Here is a 26,334-nt window from a genome sequence, read left to right on the forward strand (position 1 = left end):
GAGTTTATTTTTATGGGGGAATGATGAGTATTCAGCTTGCGATTTTTTTAAGCACCGTCTTAATGGGTATGGTGGCATTTATCACATACTATGTAGGGAAGAGGGGATCAAATAGATTGATAAAATATATACCTGCGATTGCTGCAGCTGGAATAAGCTTCTTCTCTATTAAATTAAACTTCTACCCTTATGAGTCCCATGCTTTTGAAGGAATTTTATGATGTGATTATAATGATTTCACTTGCTATTATACTTGGTATTTCCATTATAGGAGCAGTAATAATTGATCTCCTACAAAGAGAAAAGTCCTCTTCAAATTAAAGGATGATTTTAATAGAGTAACCCGTTTCGGACTAAAAAGTTGGTGTACTCCTATAATTATTAGATACATCAATAGCCACAATCTTTTAGAAAACCTATGAAGGAGGATCCGATGAGAGGAGATCGCCTTGTATCGATTCTGTTGTTGTTACAGGCCAATGGAAAAATGACAGCTAAACAATTAGCGGAGAAAATGGAAGTCTCTGAACGAACCATTTATCGGGATATGGAAGCCCTTAGTGGAACCGGCATCCCGGTCATCGCAGATCAAGGGAAAAACGGGGGGTGGCGTTTATTGGAGAATTACCGAACCAATCTGACCGGATTGAAGGAATCTGAGATTCGTGCACTATTTATCCCCCAATCTCCACAGCTGCTCAAAGATTTGGGTTTGACCCGTACATCAGAAGAAGCGAGGAATAAACTGATGGCTTCACTTCCTGAATCTTATCGTCATAATGGAGAGGAGATCTGGAACCGGATTCATGTGGATACGGGTACATGGAGAAAACAGAAGGAGAAGATCGTTGCGTTTGATGTCCTTAAAGAGGCGATATGGAAAAACCACAAAATTAAAATGGAATATCGAGGTAGGGACGGAACTGTAAGCATCCGTATTGTCGAGCCGCTTGGACTGGTTGCGAAGGGGAGCCGCTGGTATTTCATCGCTTCAAAAGAAAAGGGTGAAATCAGGAACTATAGGGCTACACGAATTCTATCCGTAATTCCTTTAGAGGAGACATTTGAAAGACCGGAAGACTTCAATCTTAGCCAGTATTGGAACGAATCAACAAACACCTTCATAGAGAGGCTGCCGAAATATGATGTACAAATAGAGGCAGCCCCTTCTATCTTGCCTAGACTGACATTCACCGACCGATTTGCCCGACTTGTTGATGTAGAAGGGGAGAACGATAGGGGCTGGATCCCAGTGAAGTTATCTTTCAATACGGAAGAAGAGGCAAAAGGATATATACTAGGATTCGCAGATCAGATGAAAGTGATTGAACCAAAAGCATTGCAAGAGAAAGTTCTTGAAGCAGCCCAATCGATTGTGGATTTTTATAGCATACTGGAGGATGATTGATTTAAAGGAGCGGAATGAATTATCAAAACAAAAATTTGTTGATGCAGATACGAAAGCTAAAATTGAAGAACATCTTGAAAAAGTAAATCACAAAACAGCTACACAATGGGCTTCAGACTGTGCTGAACTATGATCGCTGTTGCAAACGAACGAACCTGGCAATATCAGCATCTGTTGGACTTGGGGAAGTCTGATTAAAGGAAAACAAGAGTTATCCGTCAAAGTGAATAAGGGGGCCAATCTAATCTTTCTTAAAAAAGGAGTTTGATCGAGATGGCGAAGGTTTTCCATATATATCACATGTGATATAGAAGAGGAGATTGATAGACTATATGAGGATTTAAGCAAAGGCGGAGAAAAGTTGATGCCATTAGGTGACTATAACTTTAGCAAAAAGTTCAGCTGGATTGTCGATTAGTTCGGTGTTTCATGGCAATTCAACCTCCCAAATTGAGGGATTCCCGATACATAAAACAACAGCTTGTGCATTAAGTTCGTTGTTCTATTTCATATTAATTCAATTTCTTACCTCTAGTATTTTGACGGATAAAAACGACTATGACCAATAGCAATGGGATAATAAATTCATACAAGGGAAAGATCGTTTCAAGGACAAATTTTCCTTGTTCAATGTGCTCTATAAAATTATCTGTTGCAATCATCGAGGTAACGAATATCATTACCCCTATAGGCAAGACGGCTTTTCGATGATTTTTCATTTTGAACAAATCGGTTGCGCTGATAACAGCTGCGTAAGTAAATACAGCCACCTTGAAAAAATCCCCTACGATCAGGACGATCATCGCAATAGCTTCTAAGCTTTGTACAAATCCCCCTATATTTATCTTTTCGACTAATTTCAAAAAAGGAAACACAGACGTCGACCATCCGTTTACGCCAAATACAGCAATTTCAATCACAATCGTCATAGTTAATAATATGCCACTTAAAATCATGGCAATCATTCCAAGCTTCATCCCATTTTCCGAATGATCCAAGTAGGGAAGAATGACCGTAAAACAAATCAGTTCACCGTAAGGAAAAAAAACGCGGTCAGGAAATGCCGTTGTTATAACCGGCTTCCATCCATTTTCCAATACAGGTAGCAAGTTCTCGAACCGAACAATATTTGAACCAATCGTAAAAAAAAATGTCAATACCACCATCGTAATGACTAAGATAAAAAAAAGTTCACCCGCTCTAGCCAGCACTTCTATTCCTTGATACACCCCATAACAAACGAGAAGGATTATGATTCCGCTCAGTATAGACATAGGGGTTTCACTATAATCAAGCAAAAACAGTTCGCTTGATTCCCGCAAATCCCTGGATGCTCCGTATATGAAAAATAAAATATATGACAAAGCTATCATATAACCAATATATTTTCCGGAAATTTTTTGAATATAGCTTGTCAATAGTAAATTTGGATAATGGCGATATAAGTAATAATACTGAAGTAATAAAAAGATGCCACCTACCATTCCTAATAATTCTGCCAGCCAAGCGTCCTGTTTTGCCTCGACTCCTAAAGGTACAATAAGTGCGGTTCCTAACTCGAATAAGACAACTAAAGAGAAAAACTGGTAAGGATTTATACTCGATTTCTCCATTTAAATTAGGCCTCCAAAACAAACCATCTATATGAGATTAGTCATTTACCAAACAGAGTCTTTATAAACTACAAAGTTAATGTTTGGCAACCGCAGCTTTTTTATCGGCAAAAGGTAGTGGACCAATCAATAAAGTATCAGTTCGCCAAAATGTCAAGATGTCAGTTTTCATAAAGTGTCTTTTTCGATCCAAGACTCTATAACTTTCATTTTTTGTACATGAAAATGGATTAGAGTTAAAAAATTGATGTCTATAGGTAATTACATCGTATTTTATCGGACGAAAGATACGGAGATGCTTTTTAACTGAAAGTTCTGTAAAATGGTAGGCAAATGAAGCAAATAAAATGGGGATGAGTAAAAATGCTGGACCAGTTGAAATATATAGACGGCATTACGATTATTGATACATCAGGAACGATTTTATTTACTATTAAATTTAATCCGAGGTTTCATACAGAAATTGATGAAAATGAGAAGATTATCGGTCAAAACCTTTTTTCTGCTTTTCCCTTACTAGAAGAACGAACTAGCACCCTTTTTAAGGTGATGAAAACTGGAAAGCCGATTTTCCGTGCTAAACAAAGTATTGTTGATTTCAGAGGAACTGAAAAAGAAACCACAAATGTTTCATTACCTATAAAAGCCCATGGGAAAATTATCGGGTCGATCGAACTTTCAAAGGATATAAGCCAAGCAGAACATTTTCCCCATTCCGTTATAGAAATTGATTCAAGCTCATTTGATAGTAAGCAGTTAAAAACGAAGATCAACCCTGAAAGAGCTGTTTATTCTTTTGAAGACATCGTGACCAATGATGAAGTGATGACTCAATTGAAAGAATCTGCAAGGAAGTTTGCTAGTGGGGATTCTTCAGTTTTTTTATACGGGGAAACAGGGACAGGCAAAGAATTGTTTGCACATGCAATACACAATGAGAGTAAACGATCTTTAAAACCATACATTACACAGAATTGCGCTGCCCTTCCTGAGAGTTTAATTGAAAGTATCTTGTTCGGCACAAAACGAGGAAGTTTTACAGGTGCCGAGGACAATCCTGGCTTGTTTGAACTGGCTGACGGAGGAACCCTGTTCCTTGATGAGATAAATTCGATGCCCATTCATCTTCAGGCTAAACTGCTTAGGGTATTGGAGGATGGTTACATTCGGAGGTTAGGTGACACAAAGCTAAGAAAGGTTGATGTCCGGATCATTACGGCATCCAACATACATCCAGCGCAATGTGTAAGGGATGGAAATTTACGCCAAGATCTATATTACAGACTTGGAGTTATGACGCTGGCAATTCCTCCATTACGTGAAAGGAAAAAGGACATACCATTGTTGGTTGATTACTTTATCAGTAAATTGAATAAAAGCCATAACAAAAATATTGCTCATATCTCAAGAAATTCTCTTGAAGTTTTACTGAGTTATGATTGGCCAGGAAATGTCAGAGAGCTTGAAAATGTGATCGAATACGCTTTAAATCAGGCTGACTCTTGTGAAGATACATTGCAATACATCCATTTAGAACAGCAAATCAAACATTTGCTGGATGTACAACAATCGTTTTCCTCTACCAAAGTCAAACCATTAAAAGATGAAATTGCGAATTTAGAAAAAGCTAGAATCGAACAAGCTATTCTTCTAACACGCGGGAATGTATCAAAAGCCGCTAGGATGCTAGAGATTCCTAGACAAACGTTGCAGAATAAAATGAATCAATATGGAATCGACTGACATATAGGTGATGGGTGCCGAAATTTTAACGATCTATTGCCTGTTTTATAACAATTTTCATAATTCTAAACCAATTCAATTGTAGGCAAAAATCCTTTTGTAAGGGGGTTTTGCCTGCTTTTTTGTTCAATCTTCCCAGGTATTTTGAATTGGCATGAGTTTTGCATGATAAGTATATAAGTCAGAAAAAGACTGGGAGGAATAGACAGATGAAAATCGGAGTTTTAAAGGAAGTTAAAAGTGGAGAATCACGTGTCATTTTAACACCAACCGAAGTGAAGCAGTTGTCTCGTAAAGGTCATGCTGTATTGGTGGAAAAGAACGCGGGACTCCAGGCGGGATTTCCCGATCCATCTTACCTGAAAGCAGGGGCAGAGATTGTACAGCATGCAAAAGAGATTTTCGATCGAACCGATCTGGTTGTAAAAGTGAAAGAAGTCAGTCCCGAAGAGTATTCTCTACTTCAGCGGGGGCAAATTGTTTTCTCATGTCTGCATCCTGCGGCAAACAAGGACGAGGTTGATGCGTTGCTTGAAAAGGAAGTTGTGGCGATTACAGCAGAGGATACTCATCGATTCGGATCGCCAAATTGCGAGGTGGCAGGGAAGCTGGGTGCCTTAATGGGAATCCAATACCTTCTTACTCCAAACGGTGGATCAGGAAAATTAGTAGGGGGGATTGGAGGTGTTCCAGGAATCCAAGCGTTGGTACTAGGAGGAGGTATCGTCGGAAAAAGCGCGGTTGACATCCTCGCTTCATTGAGAGCACAAGTGAGGTTACTGGACATTAATATCGGTGTCTTACGAGAAGCTCAGTATCTTTTTCCTAAGAATGTTACGACTGGGTTTTCGAATCAAGAAACAATTAGAGAAATTTTGCCGCATGTGGACCTTGTCATCAACTGTGTAAAATGGCCGAAACAACGAACAGACCATCTGATTACTAGGGAAATGATTGGAACGATGCAAAAGGGATCTGTGATTGTTGATATCAGCGCAGACGTGGGAGGAGCTATTGAAACCTATCGACCAACAACGTTTGAAGAACCGATTTATACGATAGATGGTGTTATCCATTTTGGGGTGGACAATATACCAGGTGCTGTTCCAAACACAGCATCAATCGCGTATGCTGCCTCTGTTTTCCCGTATATTCAATCGATTGCCGATAAAGGTGTTGAACAAGCATTACGTGATGATGGTTATCTTTGTAGAGGACTTACTGTATATAAAGGCATGTTGACACATGAAGAAACAGGAATTATTCAAAATCGACAATGGGTGAAACCAGAAGAGTTGTTGAACTGATTTTTTAATAAGAAGGAGGAAGAGTATGGATTTAGGAATTTTATCACTTGTACCAGCAGCGATTGCGATTTTGTTGGCCTTTATAACGAGAAATACAGTTTTCTCGCTTGCTGTTGCCTGTTTTGTCGGAGTCCTATTAGCTGGTCAAGGGCTATTGGGATTCCCCAACTTACTGAAAGAAGCATTAGGTACCACTAGTTTTTCGTGGATTTTATTACTTGAACTTTTTATCGGAGTGTTAATTGCTTTTTTCCAAAGAACGGGTGCCATTCAGCAATTTACGTTAGTCATGGAGCGTAAGAATTTAAGCAGGGTCAAGACACAGCTGGTTTCCTGGTTTTTGGGCATGTTTGTTTTCTTCAGTGATTACTTTAGTCCGTTATTTGTCGGGTCTACAATGCGAAATTTGTCAGATAAAGCGAAAATATCAAGAGAAAAACTGTCTTACATCGCAGATTCAACTTCTGCGCCTGTAAGTGTCATCGTTCCGATCACAGGTTGGGCCGTATATATTTCAGGCTTATTAGTCGGTATGGGTTCCATAGCAAGTCCCGATTCGGCTATGAAAGTATTCGTTCAAGCTATACCCTTTAACTTCTATGCTTTATTATCGGTTCTCTTTGTTGGTCTACTTGCAATGCGGATCATCCCAGATTATGGCCCGATGAGAAAAGCAGAAGAACGGGCACTGAATGAAGGAAAGGTGTTGCGTGACGGAGCGGAACCGTTAATGGGAGAAGAATTGACTGAAACACCGCCATTCAAGGGAATAAAACCTAATATCTTCTTGAACTTTTTCCTGCCTGTCTTGATTGTGATTTCCATTGCGGTAGGTACGTTCATCGTATTGGATTCAGCAAAAACAATGGAGGCATTTTTGACAGCTTCTGTCATTTTAGGCGTTATCATGCGAATACAGGGTATTCCGTTTAATGAAATTATGAAAACAGCCACTGCCGGGATGAAAGGTGTATTACCTGCGATCATCATTTTAGCGTTTGCCTATGCATTGAACAAATTGACAGAGGACATCGGGACAGCCAATTACATTGTTTCCGTCAGCGAAGATTGGTTGATCCCAAGCATGCTGCCGGTTGCTACCTTCATAATTGCTGCGATCATTGCTTTTGCGACAGGTTCTTCATGGGGTACTTTTGCAATCGTCATGCCGTTAGCAGTCCCGCTTGTATTTAACTATACAGGTGATGAGGTGACGACAATTGTTTTGGCTACAATAGCAGCTGTTGGAGGTGGAGGTGTTTTCGGGGACCATTGTTCGCCATTGTCAGATACCACTGTTCTAGCCTCTACTGGAGCAGCCTCCGATCACATGGATCATGTCAAAACACAGATACCATATGCCTTGACAGTAGCTGCGGTTGCATGTGTTTTTTATCTGATCGTAGGGGTCGTTTTTGTCTAGAACCAGGTTGTTAAAATAGTATGTAAAAGAATAAAGATGAGGGCATTGATAATAAAAAAGGGCCATTATGGCCTTTTTTTATTGTCCTAAGATCAAAATGATCCCCGCAATAGTTTCTAAGCTTTGATAAAACCATAGTAAAGATTAAAACAAGAATAGTTCCCATGATTTTGTCCATACTTTTATTCAGTGATACAGCGCTAACTCTCTACGCTCCATATATTAGGAATAAAATGTATGACAACATGACAATTTACTATTATCTATCAAAAATTTCTGGGATATAACCTGTTAATAGTAAATTTAGATAGTGGTGGTATAAGTAATTATACGAAGAAATAAAATAATCCCACTTCATTCTGACAGTTCCGGCAACCAGCCATCCTGTTTTGCCTCTACTCCTAAAGGTATTTATTAGGTTTTTCCATATCCGCCTCCAAACCTAACTATGTAGGAATAGTAATTAACAAAGCCGACATATTATAAGCTCTTCTATTCTATACGCCAAAAAGCCATAACTGTCTGCAAATTTTGTTGACGACAATGGTTTAACTGTTTTTTCACCTTAAGTTTACAATGGACTATGTTGGAAATAATAAATTGAAAAGTGGCAGGAGGGAAAAGATGAGACGTATAAAAAAATCGTTTAAAAATCGACGGAGCCAATCCTTGCCTACACAAAACGATCAAATTAAAAATAAAGAACAGTTTAGTGAGAATCTTAAAGAAAATATACAAATAGTAAAAGAAGCACTTGGTAACAGCGATGATATCATCATCCGGGAAATTAGCATAGGAAAAGAAAGCAGCATAAAAGCAGGGATCATTTATACTGAGGGCTTGATTGATACACCCTCCATTCAAAATTTCATTCTGGAATCCTTAATGCTGGATGTACAGGATTCAGGTCTGGACAAGAGTATCACTAACAAAAAAGACCTGCTGCAGCTGATGAAAGATTCTGTCTTAACAGTCGGAGATTTAACAGATATAACCGATTACAGCACTCTCTTCACTTCCTTGTTATCAGGGAGTGTAATCATCTTGCTGGACGGTTATACACAAGGCTTTGCGATTAGCATGAAGGGGGGGAAAGACCGCGGCGTAACAGAAGCAACAACTGAAAGTACGGTACGAGGTCCAAAGGAAGCTTATTCAGAAAGCTTACGTACCAATACAGCACTGTTAAGACGCAAAGTCAACGATCGCAACCTTTGGTTAGAAACGAAAAAGATTGGAACGGTTACGAAAACAGACGTTTCAATTGCCTATATAAAAAACATTGCCAATGACAAGGTGGTAGAAGAAGTTCGTCGACGACTTGATAGAATTGAAATCGATGGTATTCTGGAAACCGGCTATATTGAAGAGTTGATCCAAGATGAGACATATACACCTTTCCCTACTATGTTCACTACAGAGCGCCCTGATGTCACAGCTGCAAATCTCTTAGAGGGACGTATCGCTATTTTTGTTGATGGAACCCCTCATTCTCTAATCGTTCCGTCACTGTTCGTTCAATTTTTCCAAACAGCAGATGATTATTATCAACGAGCAGATATTGTTACACTGCTCCGTATTCTTCGGTTCATTGGATTTTTCATAGCGCTCCTTGGTCCATCCTTATACATCGCGATTACGACGTTTCATCAGGAAATGCTGCCGACACCGTTGCTCATTAACCTGGCTGCTCAACGGGAAGGAGTACCATTTCCTGCCTTCATTGAAGCACTTATGATGGAAGTCACATTTGAAATATTGAGGGAAGCCGGAGTTCGAATGCCGAGGACGATCGGTCAGGCGGTTTCAATTGTCGGGACACTCGTCATTGGAACAGCGGCTGTCGATGCCGGCATTGTTTCCGCAGCAATGGTTATTGTTGTAGCGATCACCGCGATTTCAAGCTTTATTGTCAGTTCGTTCAATCTTTCTATTTCCGTAAGGATGTTGCGTTTTATTTTTATGGGACTGGCTGCCTCGTTTGGTTTATTCGGGATGATAGTCGGTTTGATCGCCCTTACTCTTCATTTATGCAGTTTGCGTTCATTCGGCGTACCTTATATGTCACCACTTGCTCCTTTCAATATTGAAGGGCAAAAGGATGTGTTTATCCGGTTTCCACACTGGGGTTTATTTTCACGTCCACGTCTGATCAGCCAGAAAAATTTAAAGCGGGAAGATAATCCGTCACCAAAGCCGGAGTCCCGGAAACGAAAATAGCATCCGAAAAAGGTATTGACCGATCACCATTTTTTTATGGAAAGACATGCATGGTTGAAAATGAAACGGACCTTGTTTGATCGAGAACAGGACTGCCGATCGAAAAGGAATGAATTTGATACCAATGGTTCAATTGAAGCAGCTGGATCCAATGTTCGTAAAATTAAAGGAGTAATTCGATATGTGGGTTATTACAGGAGTACTTCTCGTAGCCATCTTGATCACCATTATAGAAGTACCTCCGCTTTGGAAGAAAAGACAGAAGAAGGAGCTATGGGTTTTTTCGGTGCTGCTTCTCATTGGGATCGGATTAAGTATTGCAGTAGGTTTGGATTTGAATGTTCCCAATCCGTTCGATTGGATTGCAGTCATATTCAAACCGTTAACTGATTTAATGATGTGGTTATTGAAATAAAGGTGAATGGGGAAAATCCTTGAGAACGCAAGAAAGGAGGATCAAGTATGAAAAGAACAATCAGTTTATTCATCATTATTTTCCTTTTGCTAAATCTTTTGACGGGTTGTTGGAACCGGCGGGAGCTGAATGAACTTGCCATCACGGTTGCGATGGCGGTCGATAAATCAGATGAGGGGTATGTTGTTTCTACTCAGGTTGTCACTCCAGGTCAAGTAGCTGCTAAACAAGGAGGAGGTCAGAAATCACCAGTTACACTATATCAAGAAAAAGGAGACACGGTCTTTGAAGCGATAAGAAGAATGACTACGGGTACAGCTAGAAAACTTTACTTTCCTCATCTCCGAGTTCTTGTAATAAGTGAAGAGTTAGCCGAAGAAGGAATTGGAGAAACATTAGATTTTTTATCAAGGGATCACGAATTGCGAACAGACTTTTACATTATCATTGCGAAAAATACAAAGGCGGAGAATGTATTGAAAGTGACGACAGGATTGGAGGATATTCCTGCAAACAAGCTGTTTTCATCTCTTGAATCGTCCGAGAAAGCATGGGCTCCTTCGATGACAGTTACATTGGATGAACTGACTGCGGACATCGTGAGTGAGGGAATACATCCCAACTTAACGGGAGTCCATGTAATAGGGGAAAATAAAAAAGCAGGAGAAATGATGGAGAATGTTCAAGAAATTGAAGCTGATGTCAAATTGAAATATGGCGGGATGGCCGTGTTTAAAGATGATAAACTAATCGGATGGTTGGACGAACGTGAGAGTAAAGGGGTTAATTATGTTCTAGGCAAGGTAAAAAGTACAATTGGTGAAGTGTCTTGTCCAGAAGGAAATGGGAAAGTAGGGGTTGAGGTGATTCGTACAAAAGCTGATCTGAAAGGTAAGGTTGAAGATGGTTCACCAAAAGGAACGATTGAAATTAAGTTGGAAGGGAATGTTGGCGATGTTCAATGCAAGAAGCTTGATTTGACGAAAACGAAAACGATTGATGAATTGGAAAAAAAATCAGAAAAAAAACTCAAGGAAATAATTGAATCAACGATCACCACAGCACAGGAAGACTTTAAACTCGATCTTTTTGGCTTTGGGGAGGCGATCCACCGTTCAAATCCTGACTATTGGAAAAAGGCAAAAAAGGATTGGGACGAAAAATTTACGGACATGCCGATAGAGGTGAAAGTAGATGTACAGATTCGACGGCTTGGTACAATTGGAAATTCACCGCTTGAAAAAATAGAGGGGGGTGATTAGGTGTTAGATAACCAAAACATATCGGCACGTCAATTCAGGAAATTGGTCATTTTGTTTACAATTGGCACGTCCATTTTGATTGTTCCAGCAACGCTTGCCTCCGAGGCGAAACAAGATGCTTGGATTGCAGCGATCCTTGGTGTTGGAATGGGTTTGTTAGTCATATTTTTATACAATAAACTAGCTCTCATGTTTCCTGATATGACCTTTGTGCAAATGAATCAAAGGGTTTTAGGTAAATGGTTAGGGAAAATGGTATCCATCATATTTTTTTCAATGACCTTTGCCTATACTTCTGCCCTTCTATTTTATGCTGGCAATTTCTTTATTACAGAAATCATGCCAGAAACGCCGCTTGGGTCCCTTGTAATCCTTATAGGTATCATAATGGTGATGGCAGTACGATATGGTCTGGAAACATTTGCACGATCAGCAGAGATTTTGATCATGACTTTCTTTATCTTATTTATCTGCCTAGTGTTTTTTGTCAGTCCCGAAATTGAATTTGAAAACATACAGCCTGTGTTTGAGGTAGAGTTAAAACCTTTGCTTCGGGCAAGTATTTTTTTGGTCGTGACATCAACGATAAATGCGGTTGTTTTATTGATGATTTTTCCAGCCAATGTCAATCAGCCGATAGAAGCTCAAAAATCTTTTTTGATCGGAAGTTTGACAGGGGGACTAGTAATGATCATCATTACTCTGCTGGGTATTTTGGTTCTTGGCCCTTTTGATTCATCAAATCAAATTTATCCGGGCTATGAGTTGACCAAAAAGATCAATATCGGTAATTTTTTGACACGGATCGATGCAATCATGGCCGGATTGTGGATGATTACCATCTATTTCAAGCTGGTTCTTTATTTTTACGCTTCTGTTTTAGGGTTTACACAAATTCTGGAAATAAAAGATTATCGACCTTTCACTTTGCCTTTAGGGATGATTGCCATCGTCCTTTCTCTTATCGTCTATCCTAATGTTGTTTATCAACAAGAGTGGGATACAGAAACGGCAAACGCTTTTTCATTGACAGTAGGGATATTTTTACCCTTATTGCTGTTAGTAGTGGCTGTTTTTCGAAAAAAAATGGATCAGAAAAAAACTTGAGAAATTAGTGAGTGGTGATAGGTATGATGAATCAGTTTACTATAAGAGTCTCTAACTTTAAATACTAGAGGTATCATCGAGCTTACAAAGTTGTATCCCCTTAAAGATTCTCTAAAACTTTCTTTATGCGTGAAACCCCTTCTTCGATTAAATCCTCGGTTAAACTGCCATATCCCATAACGATCTTATTTTTATGTTTCCTTTTTGAAATGGCGTATGGTTCTATTGGATAAATGATTACGCCTTGGTCTTTTATACGATTGACCAATTTTTCAGTGAAATCAACTCCCTCTAATTCCAATACTAAATGCATTCCAGCTGCTTTTCCATGAATTTTGAAATGACTAAAGTGTTTACTGATTGAACGGACCATTGCCTTCCTTCTCTGTTTATAGATGCTTTTCATCCTTCTTACATGCCGATCCAGGTAACCCTCATTGATGAAATGGGCTAGAACCATCTGATCAATGGTACCGGTATGTCTATCCAGATACCATTTTTTTTGGCGGAATTGTTCCACGAGGTGCCAGGGCAACACCATATATCCGATCCTGAGGGAAGGAGATAAGATCTTGCTGAATGTTCCGACATATATGACATTATCAGGATCCAACCCTTGCATAGAAGCGACAGGAATTCCCTCATAGGTAAACTCGCTGTCATAATCATCCTCCACAATGTAAGCATTATGTTCTCTCGCGTATTCAATCAATTGAATTCTTCTCTGGATAGGTAAGGTGCCACCTAACGGAAATTGATGGGATGGAACGACGAATATAAAGCTGGGATCATGATTGGTTGGCAGGCATTCGGTCATTATTCCTTTTTCATCTACTAGTACTGGCAAAACGTCCGCTCCGGCGTTTTTAAAGATGGGAAGCATCTCATCAGCGATTGGATCCTCGATGATAACTTTTTTGTTATGAGTCGTCAGAAACTTTGTAATCAAATAAAGACCTTGTGTCGCCCCTGATGTAATGATGATTTGGTCAGGATGGCATTTCACGCCTCTAACTCTTGAAAGATAACGGGTTAAAACATTTCTTAGCTCGGTGATCCCTTGTGAAGGGTTATACCCGAATAAACGATCCTCTGAATGTAAACAAACTTCCTTGGTAAGATTCCCCCAGATGCTTCTTGGGAAATAGTCCATGGCAGGGTTGCTTGCTTTAAAGTCGATGGCATCAACCGATGGAAAGGGTTCCGAAACATGATTTTGATCTTCTAATTCCAATGGCTGCTCTGATTTTTTAACCAATAAGGAAGAACCTTGTGATACATAAGTTCCAGAACCAGGTCTGACTTCTATATATCCTTCAATCATCAATTGGTCATATGCTTCTAAGACAACATTCCGTGACACACCGATATTATTTGCAAGTTCCCTGGAAGAAGGAAGTCGTTCCCCGGCTTGGAACTCATTGTTCAATATTCTGTTACTTATTTGATCATAGACCTGTTGAGGTAGTGTCTTCTCAGAAAATCGATTTACAGAAAAATTCAGCAAAGAAAGTCCTCCTAATTAAAATTGGTACTATAAAAATGATGATAAATTGGTTCTATTACATACCAGTATATCATGTTATCCTTCTCATAAATTCAATTGGAGGTACAGAGGATGAAAACAATAGGTTTAATTGGTGGTTTAAGCTGGGAGTCTACTTCGGAATATTATCGGATCATAAATGAACAAGTAAGATCGGAATTGGGAGGGGTACACTCAGCAAAGTGCCTGCTCTATTCATTTGATTTTGAGGAGATTGTCCGACTGCAAAAATCCGGGGCATGGGACTTGGCTACGACCAAAATGATCCATGCAGCGGTTACGTTAGAAAGAGCAGGTGCTGACTTGATCTTGATATGTACCAATACAATGCATAAGATGGCAGAAGAAGTACAGAGCAATCTATCCGTTCCTTTATTGCATATCGTTGATACTACTGCCTCTAAAATCAAAGAAGCGGGTCTAGACTGTGTTGGGCTACTAGGAACAAAATATACAATGGATACGAACTTTTATAAAGATCGTTTCCAACTGAAACACAATATACAAGTAATCACCCCCAACGAAGAGGATCAAGAAATCGTCCACGATGTGATTTTTAATGAACTATGCCAAGGAAAAATGCTTCCATACTCGAAGAAACGATATCTTGATGTGATTGAACGGCTAAGAGAGAGGGGAGCTCAAGGTGTCATTCTTGGTTGTACAGAAATACCACTCCTGGTCAAACAGAATGACACAGGCATGAAACTGTTTGATACAACAAGCATCCATGCAAGAACGGCAGTAGAGCTGGCAATGAAAGACCTGCTTAGGTGTTGAGAAAGTGTTTTCATTCATGGAGGCTGTTGACATTGATCAATCTCTCACTTGTTAAGGTTTAAAAGGACGAGAACGGCATGAGATAAAAGAGGACATAAAACAGCCGGATCCAAAAAAGGTGGACCCGGCATTTTTATATAGAAGTATCATGGGCATTTATTTTAAGAATATTCTATTATTTAAAAGGATAGGATGGATGATAGCGCTTTATCAAAGGATGTTACCGTTTACATTAAATTTGATTTCATTTTTATAACTAATATAATTAATAGTCAGAAAAATCTTTCAAAATATTATGGATGGAGTGATGAGTGATTAGCATAACCGCATTTGCTAACGAAAAAGAAGTTTATTCTGTTACTGGAGAAGAACATATTGGAACCATTCGCTTAATGGAGCAGGAAGAAGTAGAAAACGTAATAAATGAGGCAAAAGAAGCTCAACCTCATTGGTATAGCATTGATTTGTATAAAAGGGCTGAATTTCTCCATGAATGGGCAGATCAATTGTTGAAAAATCAGGAGAAAATCGCCGCGACCATTTCCAAAGAAGTAGGGAAAGGGATCACTTCTGCTAATAAAGAGGTTGTTCGGACAGCAGACTTGATCCGATATATTGCTGAAGAGGGTTGCCGAATGCACGGGGAACTGATGAAAGGGGATTCCTTCAAAGGAGGCAACGCATCGAAAATTGCCATGATTGATCAAGAGCCATTGGGTGTCATCCTTGCAATCTCACCGTTCAATTACCCGGTTAACCTTGCTGCTTCCAAGATTGCACCAGCCCTTATCAGTGGAAATGCAGTAGTGTTCAAACCTGCATCTCAAGGTGCTTTAAGCGGTTTACTTATGATCGAAGCCCTGCTCGAAACCGGTATCCCGCCAGAAATTGTTCAAACTGTGACTGGGAAAGGGTCTGAAATCGGCGATTTCTTGGTTACACATCCAAATATTGACATGATTACATTCACGGGAAGTTCTGCAACAGGACAAGCCATCGCTTCAAAATCCAAAATGATTCCGCTTGTTTTGGAATTAGGCGGCAAAGATCCAGCTATTGTTTTAGAAGATGCAGATTTAGACTTAGCTGCAAAGCAAATAGTGAGCGGAGCTTTTTCTTATTCTGGACAACGCTGTACAGCTATTAAACGTGTATTCGTTCACGATGATGTAGCAGATGATCTCGTCAAGGTCATAAAAGCGAACATCGATCAGTTATCAATCGGACTTCCAGAAGAAGATGCGACAATTACTCCGTTAATCGATACCAAAGCAGCAAACTATGTTGAAGAATTAATTGATGATGCGATTAGAAAAGGTGCTACTCTGGTTGTTGGAAACAAACGGGAAGGGAATTTGTTGCATCCTACTCTACTGGATAATGTAACTTCTGATATGAGAATTGCCTGGGAGGAGCCGTTTGGACCAGTATTACCGATCCTTCGTCTAAACAGGGAGGAAGAGATGATCAAGTATACTAACGATTCAGAGTACGGCTTACAAGCAAGCATCTTTACGAAAAATGTTCAAAAAGCGATCTTATTGGGTTCAAAGTTAAACGTTGGTTCAGTACAGTTGAATGCTAAAACAGAAAGAGGTCCAGACCACTTTCCGTTTATCGGCACCAAAAAATCCGGGCTCGGTGCACAAGGTGTACGCCGAAGCATCGAATCCATGACTAGGGATAAAGTTTTTGTGCTCAATCTTTGATCGGCAAATAGCAAATACATTCAAAAGGGCTGACACCTTCTCTAGGGTCAGCCCTTTTGAATGTTAGAATGATCAAATTCCTTTCAAAGCATCTAAATACCGTTGATAGTAGGCTTTAACATTATTCAACAGCAGTAATTCAGTATAGAGATAGACTTTCATATTGAAATCATTGAAATCGATCGTAGTGAGCTCTTGAATTTTTTTCATCCGATAGTTCAAGGTGTTCGGATGGATGAACAATTCGTTAGCAGTCTGCTTACCCTTTCCGTCATTCGCCAAAAACACTTCAAGTGTCCGGAGTAGATCAGTCTGTTTTTCGGCATCATTCTTGATCAGTGACAATAGATCATCACTATAATAATCCTTTGACGTGTTTTTTTCATAGAGGGTAGGCAAGTACCGATATATTCCCAATTGAGCAAATTCCCGCGGCATCGATTCGGGACGCGGACTGATGAAGTTTGCTGTCTCAATGACCTCCAACGCTTCTAAAAAGCTCTTTCTCATTTGATGCAACGAGGTGTATTCCTTTCCCACCCCGATCAAAAAGTTATAAAATTGTTCTTCTCCTGTTTGTTCTTTGACCATTTCAGTCAGATTCCTGGCTAATTCAAGCGTAGAAAACGGTTTGGCTGCTTTCCCGTATAGAACGAGGATCATTTGGTATTCCGTTTTCAATGTATAGATGTTCGAATGGAGACGGGAATCGTGCACCAGCCTCTCAAGATGATCGAGCATAGGCTTATAGTGCGGGGATGTTATCGAATAAACCGCGACTGTAAACCGTTCCGGCAATGTCAGTTTGGCCAGGGAAGCATCATGGCGCAATTGACTTTCACTTCCATATTCATGTTGAAGCAGCCGCCATAATACTTCTTCTTTTTTGCTTTTTTTGACATTGACCCTTGCGTAAGCATCATTGATCAAATTCCCAAGGTGAGGGGAGATCTCTTCAAGGAAAGCAAGCTCTTCATTTTGAAGAAGATGCCTGGATTCCTGGATCCAAATATATCCCATGGTATTCCCCAGGTACTTTGCTGCAATGACGACACGCTGATGGAACCCTAACTCTTCCATAGGTTGGACCCGGATCGGATCAGGATGTTTTTCGAGGCGATGTACAATGCCCTCTTTTTTGAGTCGATCGATGATGAAGATCGGACATTTTTTGGATAGGATCGTCTTTTGCTGTGTTTGATCGAATTTATCGAAAGTGGAACTATAGGAAATCAATTCAAAATTTTTGTTTTCAATAATCACTGGGTTGCCTAATTTTGAACTGATCAATTCTGTTGCTTTATGGATATCTTCTGCCTGGAGGATCAAGTCTTTTGTTTCCATAGGAATCTTACCTTTCCGCGAGAGCTATTATCCCTATTATAGCGTGTTATTCCTAAATGAAAAGGGAAAAGCTCCCCCCTGGTAGGGAGAGCTTTCATAAAGATTGTTGTTTATTCAATTCTACTGGAATGGAGTGAGCAATATACTCACTTTCCGAGGGCGAGCTGCAAACCTCCTCACTTGCACATGGATATCAACACAAAAATGAAATCATTTTCGTGTCTGCGATGAGAATTCTTAGAAGCTTTCCTTATGCTGGCCTCGACGTTCACCACAAGACCACGGACTTACATTCTACCCATGTAGTTTTGCGCCGAGTAACCGCAGGCGCAGGACGTGGTGGTATTTAGTCGAAGTTCATTATTATACTCGAAGGTCCTTAAATCGTTGCAGGTTCTCGCCTGGCCCGCTGTTCCCGCAGGAGTCTCGTATATTTCCACTGCCAAATATACGGAAAATTCATGTTTACGGCGACGGATGATGTTTGCTGCACGGAAAAGCAACTCAGCCCGGGCTCTTTCACACCATTTTCTCCAGCTTTTGAAGGTTTCCGCTGCAGCTTCTACAGCTTGATCTGCAATCTCCTGATTGGCTTTAGAGACATAGCCTACCACTTGCTTTGTGTTTGCCGGATTTCGGGAAACAATTTCTTCCTCGGTCCGAATTCTTTCACCATTTAAAAGTAGATCGTGTCTTTGTCCCAATTCTGCCTTTACAGATTTTCCAAACAAGAAAGCCCATGAAGGTCTTTTAGACCGCCTTTAGGTATGGGATGAAATTGAGGTCAGATACGGAGTAGCTTTTGATGCTTCAAGTATCTGAAATATGGTATACTTTTCCTATAGACAAGCAAAAGTCTTTAAAACATTTCTCGTTCGTTGAAAATTAGATATAGTATAAGGTTGCATGAACTAATTCATTTCATGCGTAAAACTATATGTGTCGTCAAACACAAGACGCTAAAACACTTATACGAACTGTGATTGATGGTAAAAGTCAATCAGCCTAAGATGCTATATGCACTGTCTTAAGAGGGGTAATGAGATACCCTTATCTTGAAGGCTGTTCAAAACAGAAATGGACTACGAACGCTTAGTCATTCAAGAATCCCACCCGTTTCACCGTAAGGTGTAGAGCTTGCGGCTTTAGCCGTGGGAGTCTCAACATTGTGAATTTCCCCTTTCAGCTGTCTAGAAAGAGATGGATAAATCTAGTAAAAAAAGAGGTTGAAACAAAATATTTCAACCTCTTTTTTACATTTTAAATTAGTCTGCATCCATAAAAGGATATGCAATTTCTGTAGTTGGAGCAAAGTTTTCTTTGATAATACGAGGACTTGTCCAACGAATCATGTTAAATACAGAACCTGCTTTATCGTTTGTACCAGAACCACGAGAGCCGCCAAATGGTTGTTGATTAATCACCGCACCAGTTGGTTTATCATTGATATAGAAGTTTCCAGCTGCACCAGATAAGCGACGTTCTAAGTGCATAATCGCTTGACGATCCTGTGCAAAGATCGCGCCTGTTAATGCATACATAGACGCTGTATCTACTGCAGTCAATGTTTCTTCTAATTTATCATTTTCATATACATAAATCGTTAATACTGGTCCGAAAATTTCTTCTACCATTGTTTTGAAGTTTGGATTTGTTGTCACAATGATTGTCGGTTGAACGAAATATCCAACAGAATCATCATAAGTACCACCAGCAATAATTTCTGCTTCTTCAGAAGCTGCAGCATAGTCGATGTAGCTTGTGATTGAATCAAAAGCTGCTTTATCAATTACCGCACCCATGAAGTTTGTAAAGTCTTGGATATCCCCTACTTTAAGCTTGGCAGTTTCTTCCACTACACCAGCTTTCACTTCTTCCCACATGCTTGCAGGGATGTAAGCACGAGAGGCTGCTGAACATTTTTGACCTTGGTATTCAAACGCACCACGAACAAGGCCAGCTACTACTTTGTCTGCTTGTGCAGTTTCATGAGCAAATACAAAGTCTTTTCCACCGGTTTCCCCAACCAAACGAGGATATGATTTATAGTTTGTAATGTTTTCTCCTACTGTTTTCCAAATTGTTTGGAACGTACTTGTTGATCCAGTAAAATGGAATCCAGACATACGAGGGTCTGTTAATACTACTTCCGATACTTGTGAACCACGAGAAGGTACGAAGTTGATTACGCCTTTTGGCAATCCTGCTTCTTCTAGAATACGCATAAAGTAGTAGTTTGATAGTATAGCAGTTGTTGCTGGTTTCCAAACGACTACGTTCCCCATCATTGCAGGAGCTGATGGTAAGTTCCCACCAATTGCTGTGAAGTTAAATGGAGAAATTGCCAATACAAAACCATCTAATGGACGGTATTCTAGACGATTCCAAATATTCTTCACACTCTCCGGTTGGATTTGATAAATTTGATTAGCATAATCAACGCCAAAACGTAAGAAATCTGCTAATTCTTGTGCAGCATCAATTTCAGTTTGAAAAGCTGTTTTGGATTGTCCTAACATCGTAGCGGCATTCATTACGTCACGGTATGGACCAGAGATTAAATCAGCAGCTTTTAAGAAAATGGATGCACGGTGTTCCCATGGCATATTTGCCCATGATTCTTTTGCAGCCATTGCCGCTTCTACAGCATCACGCAACTCTTTTTCTCCAGCTTGCGAAAAGTTTGCCAAAACATGTTGATGATCATGCGGCATTACCACTTGCTTCACTGTATCTGTCTTAATATTTTCTCCATTAATAATCACAGGGATATCGACTACGTTATCAGATTGGCGTTTTAATTCTGCCTTTAATGTTTCCCTTTCTTTTGTACCTGGAGCATATGAATTGCCAGGCTCATTTTTAGGTGTTGGGATTTTGAAAATTCCGTTACTCATTTTTTCACATTCCTTTCTGTTTAAATACTAAATAGATATAAAATTTTTCAATTAAATTTACTTGCTTAAGATTCCTTTCAAAGCAAACGCAACATTTGCTGGCCTTTCCGCGAGACGTCTCATAAAGTACCCATACCAATCCTCCCCATAAGGCAGATAAATACGGACAGTATACCCTTTTTTCACAAGATCAGACTGCAATTGGTTCCTCATTCCATAAAGCATTTGAAACTCGAAACGGTCATTCGGGATTTTGTGTTCTTCAACTAATTTGATGGTGTAATCGATCATCGCATCATCATGGCTTGCTACAGCTGTATAATGACCGTTCAATAGATTCTTTTTGATGAGATGTTTCAAATTCTCATCCACCATTTGTTTGTCCAGGAATGCGACTTTACTAGATTCCTTATATGCTCCCTTTACAAGCCTCAAATAGGGAGCAAATTGCTGAAGATCATCCATATCCTTCTCAGATCGATACAGATAGGATTGGATCACCGTCCCCAAATTTTCGTACTTCCGCCGAAGTGTTTTATAAATCTCAAGGATGGCATGGCATCTAGAGGAATCTTCCATATCGATAGTTACTGTGATTCCACTCTCCTTCGCCGTGGATAGAATCAATTCCATATGCTCCATCACAAGGTCATGACTGATATCCAATCCTAAGGATGTCAGTTTTACAGAGATTTCAGTGTCCAGTTGATGATAAGCGATCGCTCGTATACGTTGGATGCACTCCTGAGCATGTTCTCGCACAACCTCAACGGAATTGACGAATTCACCAAGATGATCGACTGTAACCTGGAATCCATCCCGGTTCAATTGAGTAATCAACGGAATTGCCTGAGAGAAGTTTTCCCCCCCTATAATCTTGTCAGCCCCAAATCTTGATCCCCAACGTTTGGCCAGTCGATCCAGGACTTTGTTGTTGGAGAGATACAAGAAAAAGCGCCTGCTTATGGCTTCCAAGATCACCACACCTCCTTATTTTGATTTTTCCCTGCAGCCCAGGGTAAGTAAACAAAGAATTTGTTTGACTATTTCATCTGTTAAGAAAATTATATCGAGGATGATCCACATGAAACAACGTGCTAAGACCACAATAATTTCAATGTTGTTTTATGATTCCAACACAAAAGGGAAAGGTTTTGAGTATGTATTCAAATGAAAAAACAACGAGCATGAATTTCAAGCTCGTTGTTTTGCATTTATTGGATTTGTTTAAGATATTCGTCGAATCGTTCGTATTGGGAAGTCACTCCTTCGACTACACCCATGTCCTTAACTTGCTTGAGGGCTTCTTCAGTAGCGAACTCAGTTTGGCTGATCAGTTTCGTCTTTCCGTCATGATCCAAGAAAGTCATGGTGATGAGAACCTCAGGCATACCATCAGCCTTATTTCCCTCTGAATCCGAGAATACATCTGTATAGACGATTTTTTCAGGTTCAACAATTTCTTGATAGATGGATAGCCCCCAAGATTCCTGGCCGTAAAACTCTCCCTGGTTTTTGTCTTCACAAGTCATGCAATAATGCCACATACCACCAGGTTTGAACTCGAATTGGTGAACAGTCGTCTTCCAACCTTTAGGTCCCCACCAATTTTCCAAATGCCCTTTTTCTGAATAAGCTTTGAACACAAGCTCACGTGGTGCGTCAAAGATTCTTTCAATGATCAGGTTTCGTCCTTCTACGTTTGTGTTGATACTGTTAGTCACTTTGCTTTCAGACATTTTAAAACCTCCTAATTAAATTAAAATATCATTCAAAAATACCAAAACCAACGGTCATGCTCCCGTATAACCAGGAACCTATACCTTAGGTGCATTTCTCTATAAATGATGAAGGAAACAAGAGACTGGTCTTTTCTTTAAGTCAGCCCCATTATTGTTAAAAACTATTGTAGTTGTTTGAGATACTCATCAAAGCATTCGTATTGGGAGGTGAAGCCTTCGACTATACCCATGTCCCTGACATTCTTGAGGGTCTCTTCATTCTCGAATTCAGTGTTACAGATCACTTTCGTTTTCCCATTGTTATCCAAAAAAGTCATTGCAACAAGCATCTCAGGCATACCCTCTGCCTTATTACCTTCTGCATCTGAAAATGCATTTCTATAGACGATTTTTTCAGGCTCGACCATTTCTCGATAGACTGCTATTGCACAAGATTCCTGGCCATAAAACTCTCCCTGGTTCTTGTCTTCACACCGCATGCAATAGTGCCATACACCCCCAGGTTTGAACTCGAATTGATGTACAGTAGTCTTCCAACCTTCAGGTCCCCACCAATTCTCTAAATGTTCTTTTTCCGAAAATGCTTTGAATACGAGCTCACGCGGTGCGTCAAAGACTCTTTCAATGATCAAGTTTTTTCCTTCTACGTTTGTTTTAACACAGTTGGTGACTTTGCTTTCAGACATTTTAAAACCTCCTGATTAAATTAAAATATCTTCAAAAAAACAAAATCCTCCTTCCGAAAAAGTATCCTCATGCCCTTATTCGCCATGTTCCCTCTGTTTACCTTTCAGTTCTTCCAAATACTCATCCAACCGGTCAAAACGTTCTTCCCATACACTTCTAAAAGATTCCAACCAATCATCCAACTGTAAGAATGGCTGTCGACGAAGTTTGTAAATCCGTTTGTTGGCAATTGGTTGTACCTCAACAAGTCCTGCTTCACTCAGCACTTTGAGGTGTTTGGAAACTTGAGGCTGGCGAAGCCGAAGACGTTCAGCGATTTCCCCAACAGTATAAGGTTCCTCACGTAGAAGTTCGATAATTTGTAAGCGATTAGGTTCGGCAAGCGCACTCAATATTTTCTCCATGAATTAAATATAACTGAAATAGAATATTCCTGTCAAGGAATATTGAGAAATTCATGGAACTTTTTTCTATTCATTTCGTAAATGAGGTATCAACGTTTTGCACAAGAGGGTGGTCATTTGAAATTGTTGTTGGTATTTTTGACGTTCATGTTTAACTCAGGTTTAGCATGGGGCTTTTCGAGGTTAGTAGGATGGAGTTTCATGGAGTCGATTTTTTTATGTGGACTGCTACTTTTCATCATCATCTGGATGGGGATGCTAAATGGTAAAATTTCAAACAATACTGTAAATGCTGGTTTGAAAGGGACGACAGGTGTTAGCACAGGGGAAATCAAACCTTTCACACTAGCATTCAATCCTTTTATCATAGGAACGATCATTTATGTTATAACGAGTGGCATCGTAACGGTAGTGTATTACTTGCCGTATTTTATTTCATAAATCGAGCGACGAAGAATGGTGATTACATGAAAAAACGTTTGAATATCGTTTTTACAATTATTTATGTGCCGTTAATTATTTGTGCCATTCAAATGTTTTTTGATGAAAATCCTTTTAATGACCATGTTGGCAGCTCATTTTTAATTGCCTTGATGATGTTTCAAGGGCTACATATGTTGATAAAGGATCTACTAGATGAAAGAAAGAAATCTACAATCTTCTTCAATGTGTTATTTGTTGCGGCAACAGGCGTGTGTCTTTTGTGGAGCATATACAGAATCTATCTTCTATATAATAAAACATAGGGGAGGGGCAAATATGGAGGACAATACAGATAAAAAGATCCTCGAAGAATTAAGAAGCATCAATCAATCTTTGAAAGAAATTATGGAAAACCAACAGGAAGTGATCCAACCTCCTATCCTGAACGATACCGTCAAATCATTATTTATAGGAGTCTTCATTGTGGGTCCTGCTATTGCTATTTTATATGGATTGTTTCAAATTTTGGGCAGTTGGATGAACTCAGCAGTTTAACTAAACTTGGATGGTTCCTAGTCATATAATGATCCAGATAAAATTGTATACATGTTGAAGTTGTGCTAAAGTAATGAAAATTAGAGGTGACGCCCATGTACCCTATGAACAAAAACTCAACCTTCTGTAAACTACATCATCATAACAATTAGCCTTGCTATAGGATTTTGTAAAAAATCTTACATAGGAAGGCTATTTCCCATAACCGCATTTGTTTTAAGTCCACCACTTAAATCAAGTGCGGTTTTTTATTTGGCTTTGTTTAATGTTGATTATTTATAAAAAATTACTTCAAGAGAAATTCATGACACTCCAGCGGGAAAAGCGAGCCAGGCGAGACCCCACAGCGAGGAACGAGTGAGGAGCTTGCGGGTCGCCCGCGGAAAGGGAGTGAATTTCGCAACATTCAACAATGAAGCATTACAGAAACCTAAAACTAAAAATCGGAGGTACTAAAATGAAGAAAATGAATTATCAAAACGTAAAAGGAACGCAAGATTTTTTGCCTGAAAGTGAAATCATCAGAAGGAAGATCAGAAGGACATTAGAGGATATTTTCATTCAATATGGCTGCAAACCGCTGGAAACACCAATTTTGAACTATACTAACCTTCTCGCATCCAAATACGGAGGCGGGACTGAAATTTTAGAAGAGATGTACACACTTTCGGACAGGGGAGATAGAGAATTGGCTCTCCGTTATGATCTTACAATTCCATTTGCAAAAGTCGTTGCGATGAACCCGACACTGAAAATGCCGTTCAAAAGGTATGAGATTGGAAAGGTCTTCCGGGACGGTCCTATTAAGACAGGGAGGTTTCGTGAGTTTACACAGTGTGACGTGGATATCGTAGGCGTGAAATCACAAATCGCCGAGGCAGAATTGATGGTTATGGCATTAGATGCTTTCAAGGCATTGGAACTGAACGTCACTATCCAATATAATAACCGGAATCTATTGATCGGAATGCTGAAGCTTTTGAAGATACCATCTGAAAAAATAGATCAAGTCGTTTTGGTATTGGATAAGTTAGAGAAGATAGGGATAGAGGGAGTATCTTCTGAACTGCTTAAAAAGGGTTTGGGAACAAAGATCGTAGAAAACATCAGGCAGTTTGTAGTGAACCCGGAAATCAGAACGGTAGAGTATTTTGAAAATCTCGCTACCAAAAATGATGAAATTGAACAAGGAATAGAAGAACTTTTGGAATTGCAGAGCTTTCTTGAAGTACTTGGTGCAGATGAAAAATGTGTATTCAACCCGTTTTTAGCCAGAGGCCTAGAAATATACACAGGTATGGTTTATGAGATTTTCCTTGCTGATCGTGACATCACATCAAGCATAGGTAGTGGGGGAAGATACGATAATGCCATCGGAGGATTGATGGAAAGCGGCCAAACCTTTTCCACGGTTGGTATCTCATTCGGCCTGGATGTCATTTATACAGCTTATGAGCTGACAGGCAAGAATTCATTCGATGATTCAGAGATCGATTATTACATCATACCACTGAATACCTTGAAAGAGTCGTTTTTAGTGGCAAAAAAGTTGAGAGATCAGGGAAATAACATAGAGCTTGAAATGAGCGGAAAACGATTGGGAAAAGCGTTAGAAAGAGCTAATAAGGAGAATGTAAAGAACGTCATTATCATCGGAAAAAACGAAGTGCAGAATAATCAAATCAAAATCAAAAACATGGTGACAGGAGGCGAACGGACCGAATCGTTTGATTTTAAAGAGTGACATAA

General features: G+C 39.7%; 24 protein-coding genes and 1 pseudogene. 16 read left to right on the forward strand and 9 right to left on the reverse strand.

From position 1 onward, the window contains the following. The first annotated feature begins 23 nt into the window (after positions 1 to 23). The 3 genes from ACJROX_RS06320 to ACJROX_RS06330 all read left to right on the forward strand — a co-directional run bounded on the left by ACJROX_RS06320 (position 24) and on the right by ACJROX_RS06330 (position 1,541). On the forward strand, positions 24 to 221 hold the full coding sequence (locus tag ACJROX_RS06320; protein WP_408009907.1) for a hypothetical protein: 198 nt from the start codon (positions 24 to 26) through the stop codon (positions 219 to 221). A 212-nt stretch (positions 222 to 433) separates the two neighbouring features. After that, positions 434 to 1,408 (forward strand): helix-turn-helix transcriptional regulator, encoded by a 975-nt coding sequence (locus ACJROX_RS06325; RefSeq protein WP_408009908.1) that lies wholly within the window; start codon positions 434 to 436, stop codon positions 1,406 to 1,408. Beyond that, positions 1,401 to 1,541: a hypothetical protein gene (locus tag ACJROX_RS06330; RefSeq protein WP_408009909.1), complete on the forward strand. Its 141-nt coding sequence runs from the start codon at positions 1,401 to 1,403 to the stop codon at positions 1,539 to 1,541. The genes ACJROX_RS06325 and ACJROX_RS06330 overlap by 8 nt, the downstream gene beginning before the upstream one ends. A gap of 379 nt (positions 1,542 to 1,920) precedes the next feature. Here the strand turns inward: ACJROX_RS06330 and ACJROX_RS06335 are convergent, their stop codons facing one another. Beyond that, positions 1,921 to 3,021, reverse strand: coding sequence for a GerAB/ArcD/ProY family transporter (locus tag ACJROX_RS06335; RefSeq protein WP_408009910.1), 1,101 nt, complete (start codon positions 3,019 to 3,021; stop codon positions 1,921 to 1,923). Positions 3,022 to 3,384: 363 nt separating this feature from the next. Between ACJROX_RS06335 and ACJROX_RS06340 the strand changes: the two genes are divergently transcribed. From ACJROX_RS06340 to ACJROX_RS06370, 7 genes are all read left to right on the forward strand, one after another. After that, positions 3,385 to 4,764 (forward strand): sigma-54 interaction domain-containing protein, encoded by a 1,380-nt coding sequence (locus ACJROX_RS06340; protein WP_408009911.1) that lies wholly within the window; start codon positions 3,385 to 3,387, stop codon positions 4,762 to 4,764. Positions 4,765 to 4,973: 209 nt separating this feature from the next. Beyond that, complete coding sequence (locus ACJROX_RS06345) at positions 4,974 to 6,071, forward strand: alanine dehydrogenase (protein ID WP_408009912.1); 1,098 nt, start codon at positions 4,974 to 4,976, stop codon at positions 6,069 to 6,071. A 25-nt stretch (positions 6,072 to 6,096) separates the two neighbouring features. Next, the gene (locus tag ACJROX_RS06350) at positions 6,097 to 7,494 is read left to right on the forward strand and encodes a Na+/H+ antiporter NhaC family protein (protein ID WP_408009913.1); all 1,398 of its coding nucleotides are present in this window, start codon (positions 6,097 to 6,099) and stop codon (positions 7,492 to 7,494) included. Between the two features lie 624 nt (positions 7,495 to 8,118). After that, complete coding sequence (locus ACJROX_RS06355) at positions 8,119 to 9,714, forward strand: spore germination protein (protein WP_408009914.1); 1,596 nt, start codon at positions 8,119 to 8,121, stop codon at positions 9,712 to 9,714. A 181-nt stretch (positions 9,715 to 9,895) separates the two neighbouring features. After that, positions 9,896 to 10,129 (forward strand): hypothetical protein, encoded by a 234-nt coding sequence (locus ACJROX_RS06360; protein WP_408009915.1) that lies wholly within the window; start codon positions 9,896 to 9,898, stop codon positions 10,127 to 10,129. 47 nt (positions 10,130 to 10,176) lie between these two features. Further along, positions 10,177 to 11,391, forward strand: a complete 1,215-nt coding sequence (locus ACJROX_RS06365) for a Ger(x)C family spore germination protein (RefSeq protein ID WP_408009916.1) — start codon at positions 10,177 to 10,179, stop codon at positions 11,389 to 11,391. Next, complete coding sequence (locus ACJROX_RS06370) at positions 11,392 to 12,498, forward strand: endospore germination permease (protein ID WP_408009917.1); 1,107 nt, start codon at positions 11,392 to 11,394, stop codon at positions 12,496 to 12,498. Between the two features lie 100 nt (positions 12,499 to 12,598). Here the strand turns inward: ACJROX_RS06370 and ACJROX_RS06375 are convergent, their stop codons facing one another. Continuing rightward, positions 12,599 to 14,005 carry a PLP-dependent aminotransferase family protein gene (locus ACJROX_RS06375; RefSeq protein WP_408009918.1) on the reverse strand — a complete coding sequence of 469 codons (1,407 nt, stop codon included), beginning with the start codon at positions 14,003 to 14,005 and terminating at the stop codon, positions 12,599 to 12,601. A gap of 111 nt (positions 14,006 to 14,116) precedes the next feature. Between ACJROX_RS06375 and ACJROX_RS06380 the strand changes: the two genes are divergently transcribed. Together ACJROX_RS06380 and ACJROX_RS06385 are read left to right on the forward strand one after the other, a co-directional pair. Beyond that, entirely contained in the window at positions 14,117 to 14,824 is a 708-nt protein-coding gene (locus ACJROX_RS06380; RefSeq protein WP_408009919.1) for an aspartate/glutamate racemase family protein, read from the forward strand. A 344-nt stretch (positions 14,825 to 15,168) separates the two neighbouring features. Beyond that, positions 15,169 to 16,533: pseudogene (locus tag ACJROX_RS06385) on the forward strand (NADP-dependent glyceraldehyde-3-phosphate dehydrogenase); the annotation flags it as partial. 72 nt (positions 16,534 to 16,605) lie between these two features. On the opposite strand, the gene ACJROX_RS06390 reads toward ACJROX_RS06385, so the two are convergent. From ACJROX_RS06390 to ACJROX_RS06420, 7 genes are all read right to left on the reverse strand, one after another. After that, positions 16,606 to 17,877: a PucR family transcriptional regulator gene (locus ACJROX_RS06390; protein WP_408009920.1), complete on the reverse strand. Its 1,272-nt coding sequence runs from the start codon at positions 17,875 to 17,877 to the stop codon at positions 16,606 to 16,608. A 287-nt stretch (positions 17,878 to 18,164) separates the two neighbouring features. Continuing rightward, positions 18,165 to 18,608 (reverse strand): aldehyde dehydrogenase family protein, encoded by a 444-nt coding sequence (locus tag ACJROX_RS06395; protein WP_408009922.1) that lies wholly within the window; start codon positions 18,606 to 18,608, stop codon positions 18,165 to 18,167. Positions 18,609 to 19,142: 534 nt separating this feature from the next. After that, complete coding sequence (gene pruA / locus ACJROX_RS06400) at positions 19,143 to 20,774, reverse strand: L-glutamate gamma-semialdehyde dehydrogenase (RefSeq protein WP_408009923.1); 1,632 nt, start codon at positions 20,772 to 20,774, stop codon at positions 19,143 to 19,145. Positions 20,775 to 20,831: 57 nt separating this feature from the next. Then, positions 20,832 to 21,749, reverse strand: coding sequence for a proline dehydrogenase family protein (locus ACJROX_RS06405; RefSeq protein ID WP_408009924.1), 918 nt, complete (start codon positions 21,747 to 21,749; stop codon positions 20,832 to 20,834). A 239-nt stretch (positions 21,750 to 21,988) separates the two neighbouring features. After that, positions 21,989 to 22,513: an SRPBCC domain-containing protein gene (locus tag ACJROX_RS06410; RefSeq protein ID WP_408009925.1), complete on the reverse strand. Its 525-nt coding sequence runs from the start codon at positions 22,511 to 22,513 to the stop codon at positions 21,989 to 21,991. A 164-nt stretch (positions 22,514 to 22,677) separates the two neighbouring features. Next, positions 22,678 to 23,202, reverse strand: coding sequence for an SRPBCC domain-containing protein (locus ACJROX_RS06415; protein ID WP_408009926.1), 525 nt, complete (start codon positions 23,200 to 23,202; stop codon positions 22,678 to 22,680). Positions 23,203 to 23,277: 75 nt separating this feature from the next. Further along, a complete protein-coding gene (locus ACJROX_RS06420) occupies positions 23,278 to 23,607 on the reverse strand; it encodes an ArsR/SmtB family transcription factor (RefSeq protein WP_408009927.1) in 330 nt (109 codons plus the stop codon). Positions 23,608 to 23,808: 201 nt separating this feature from the next. Here ACJROX_RS06420 and ACJROX_RS06425 point away from each other — a divergent pair, with 201 nt between their 5' ends. The 4 genes from ACJROX_RS06425 to ACJROX_RS06440 all read left to right on the forward strand — a co-directional run bounded on the left by ACJROX_RS06425 (position 23,809) and on the right by ACJROX_RS06440 (position 26,329). After that, positions 23,809 to 24,048, forward strand: coding sequence for a hypothetical protein (locus ACJROX_RS06425; protein ID WP_408009928.1), 240 nt, complete (start codon positions 23,809 to 23,811; stop codon positions 24,046 to 24,048). A 26-nt stretch (positions 24,049 to 24,074) separates the two neighbouring features. Further along, the gene (locus tag ACJROX_RS06430; protein ID WP_408009929.1) at positions 24,075 to 24,353 is read left to right on the forward strand and encodes a hypothetical protein; all 279 of its coding nucleotides are present in this window, start codon (positions 24,075 to 24,077) and stop codon (positions 24,351 to 24,353) included. A gap of 13 nt (positions 24,354 to 24,366) precedes the next feature. Continuing rightward, on the forward strand, positions 24,367 to 24,585 hold the full coding sequence (locus ACJROX_RS06435) for a hypothetical protein (protein WP_408009930.1): 219 nt from the start codon (positions 24,367 to 24,369) through the stop codon (positions 24,583 to 24,585). 457 nt (positions 24,586 to 25,042) lie between these two features. After that, on the forward strand, positions 25,043 to 26,329 hold the full coding sequence (locus ACJROX_RS06440; RefSeq protein ID WP_408009931.1) for a histidine--tRNA ligase: 1,287 nt from the start codon (positions 25,043 to 25,045) through the stop codon (positions 26,327 to 26,329). The last annotated feature ends 5 nt before the right edge of the window (positions 26,330 to 26,334 follow it).

It is taken from the genome of Pseudalkalibacillus sp. A8, from assembly GCF_045920555.1.
Taxonomy (GTDB): domain Bacteria; phylum Bacillota; class Bacilli; order Bacillales; family Fictibacillaceae; genus Pseudalkalibacillus.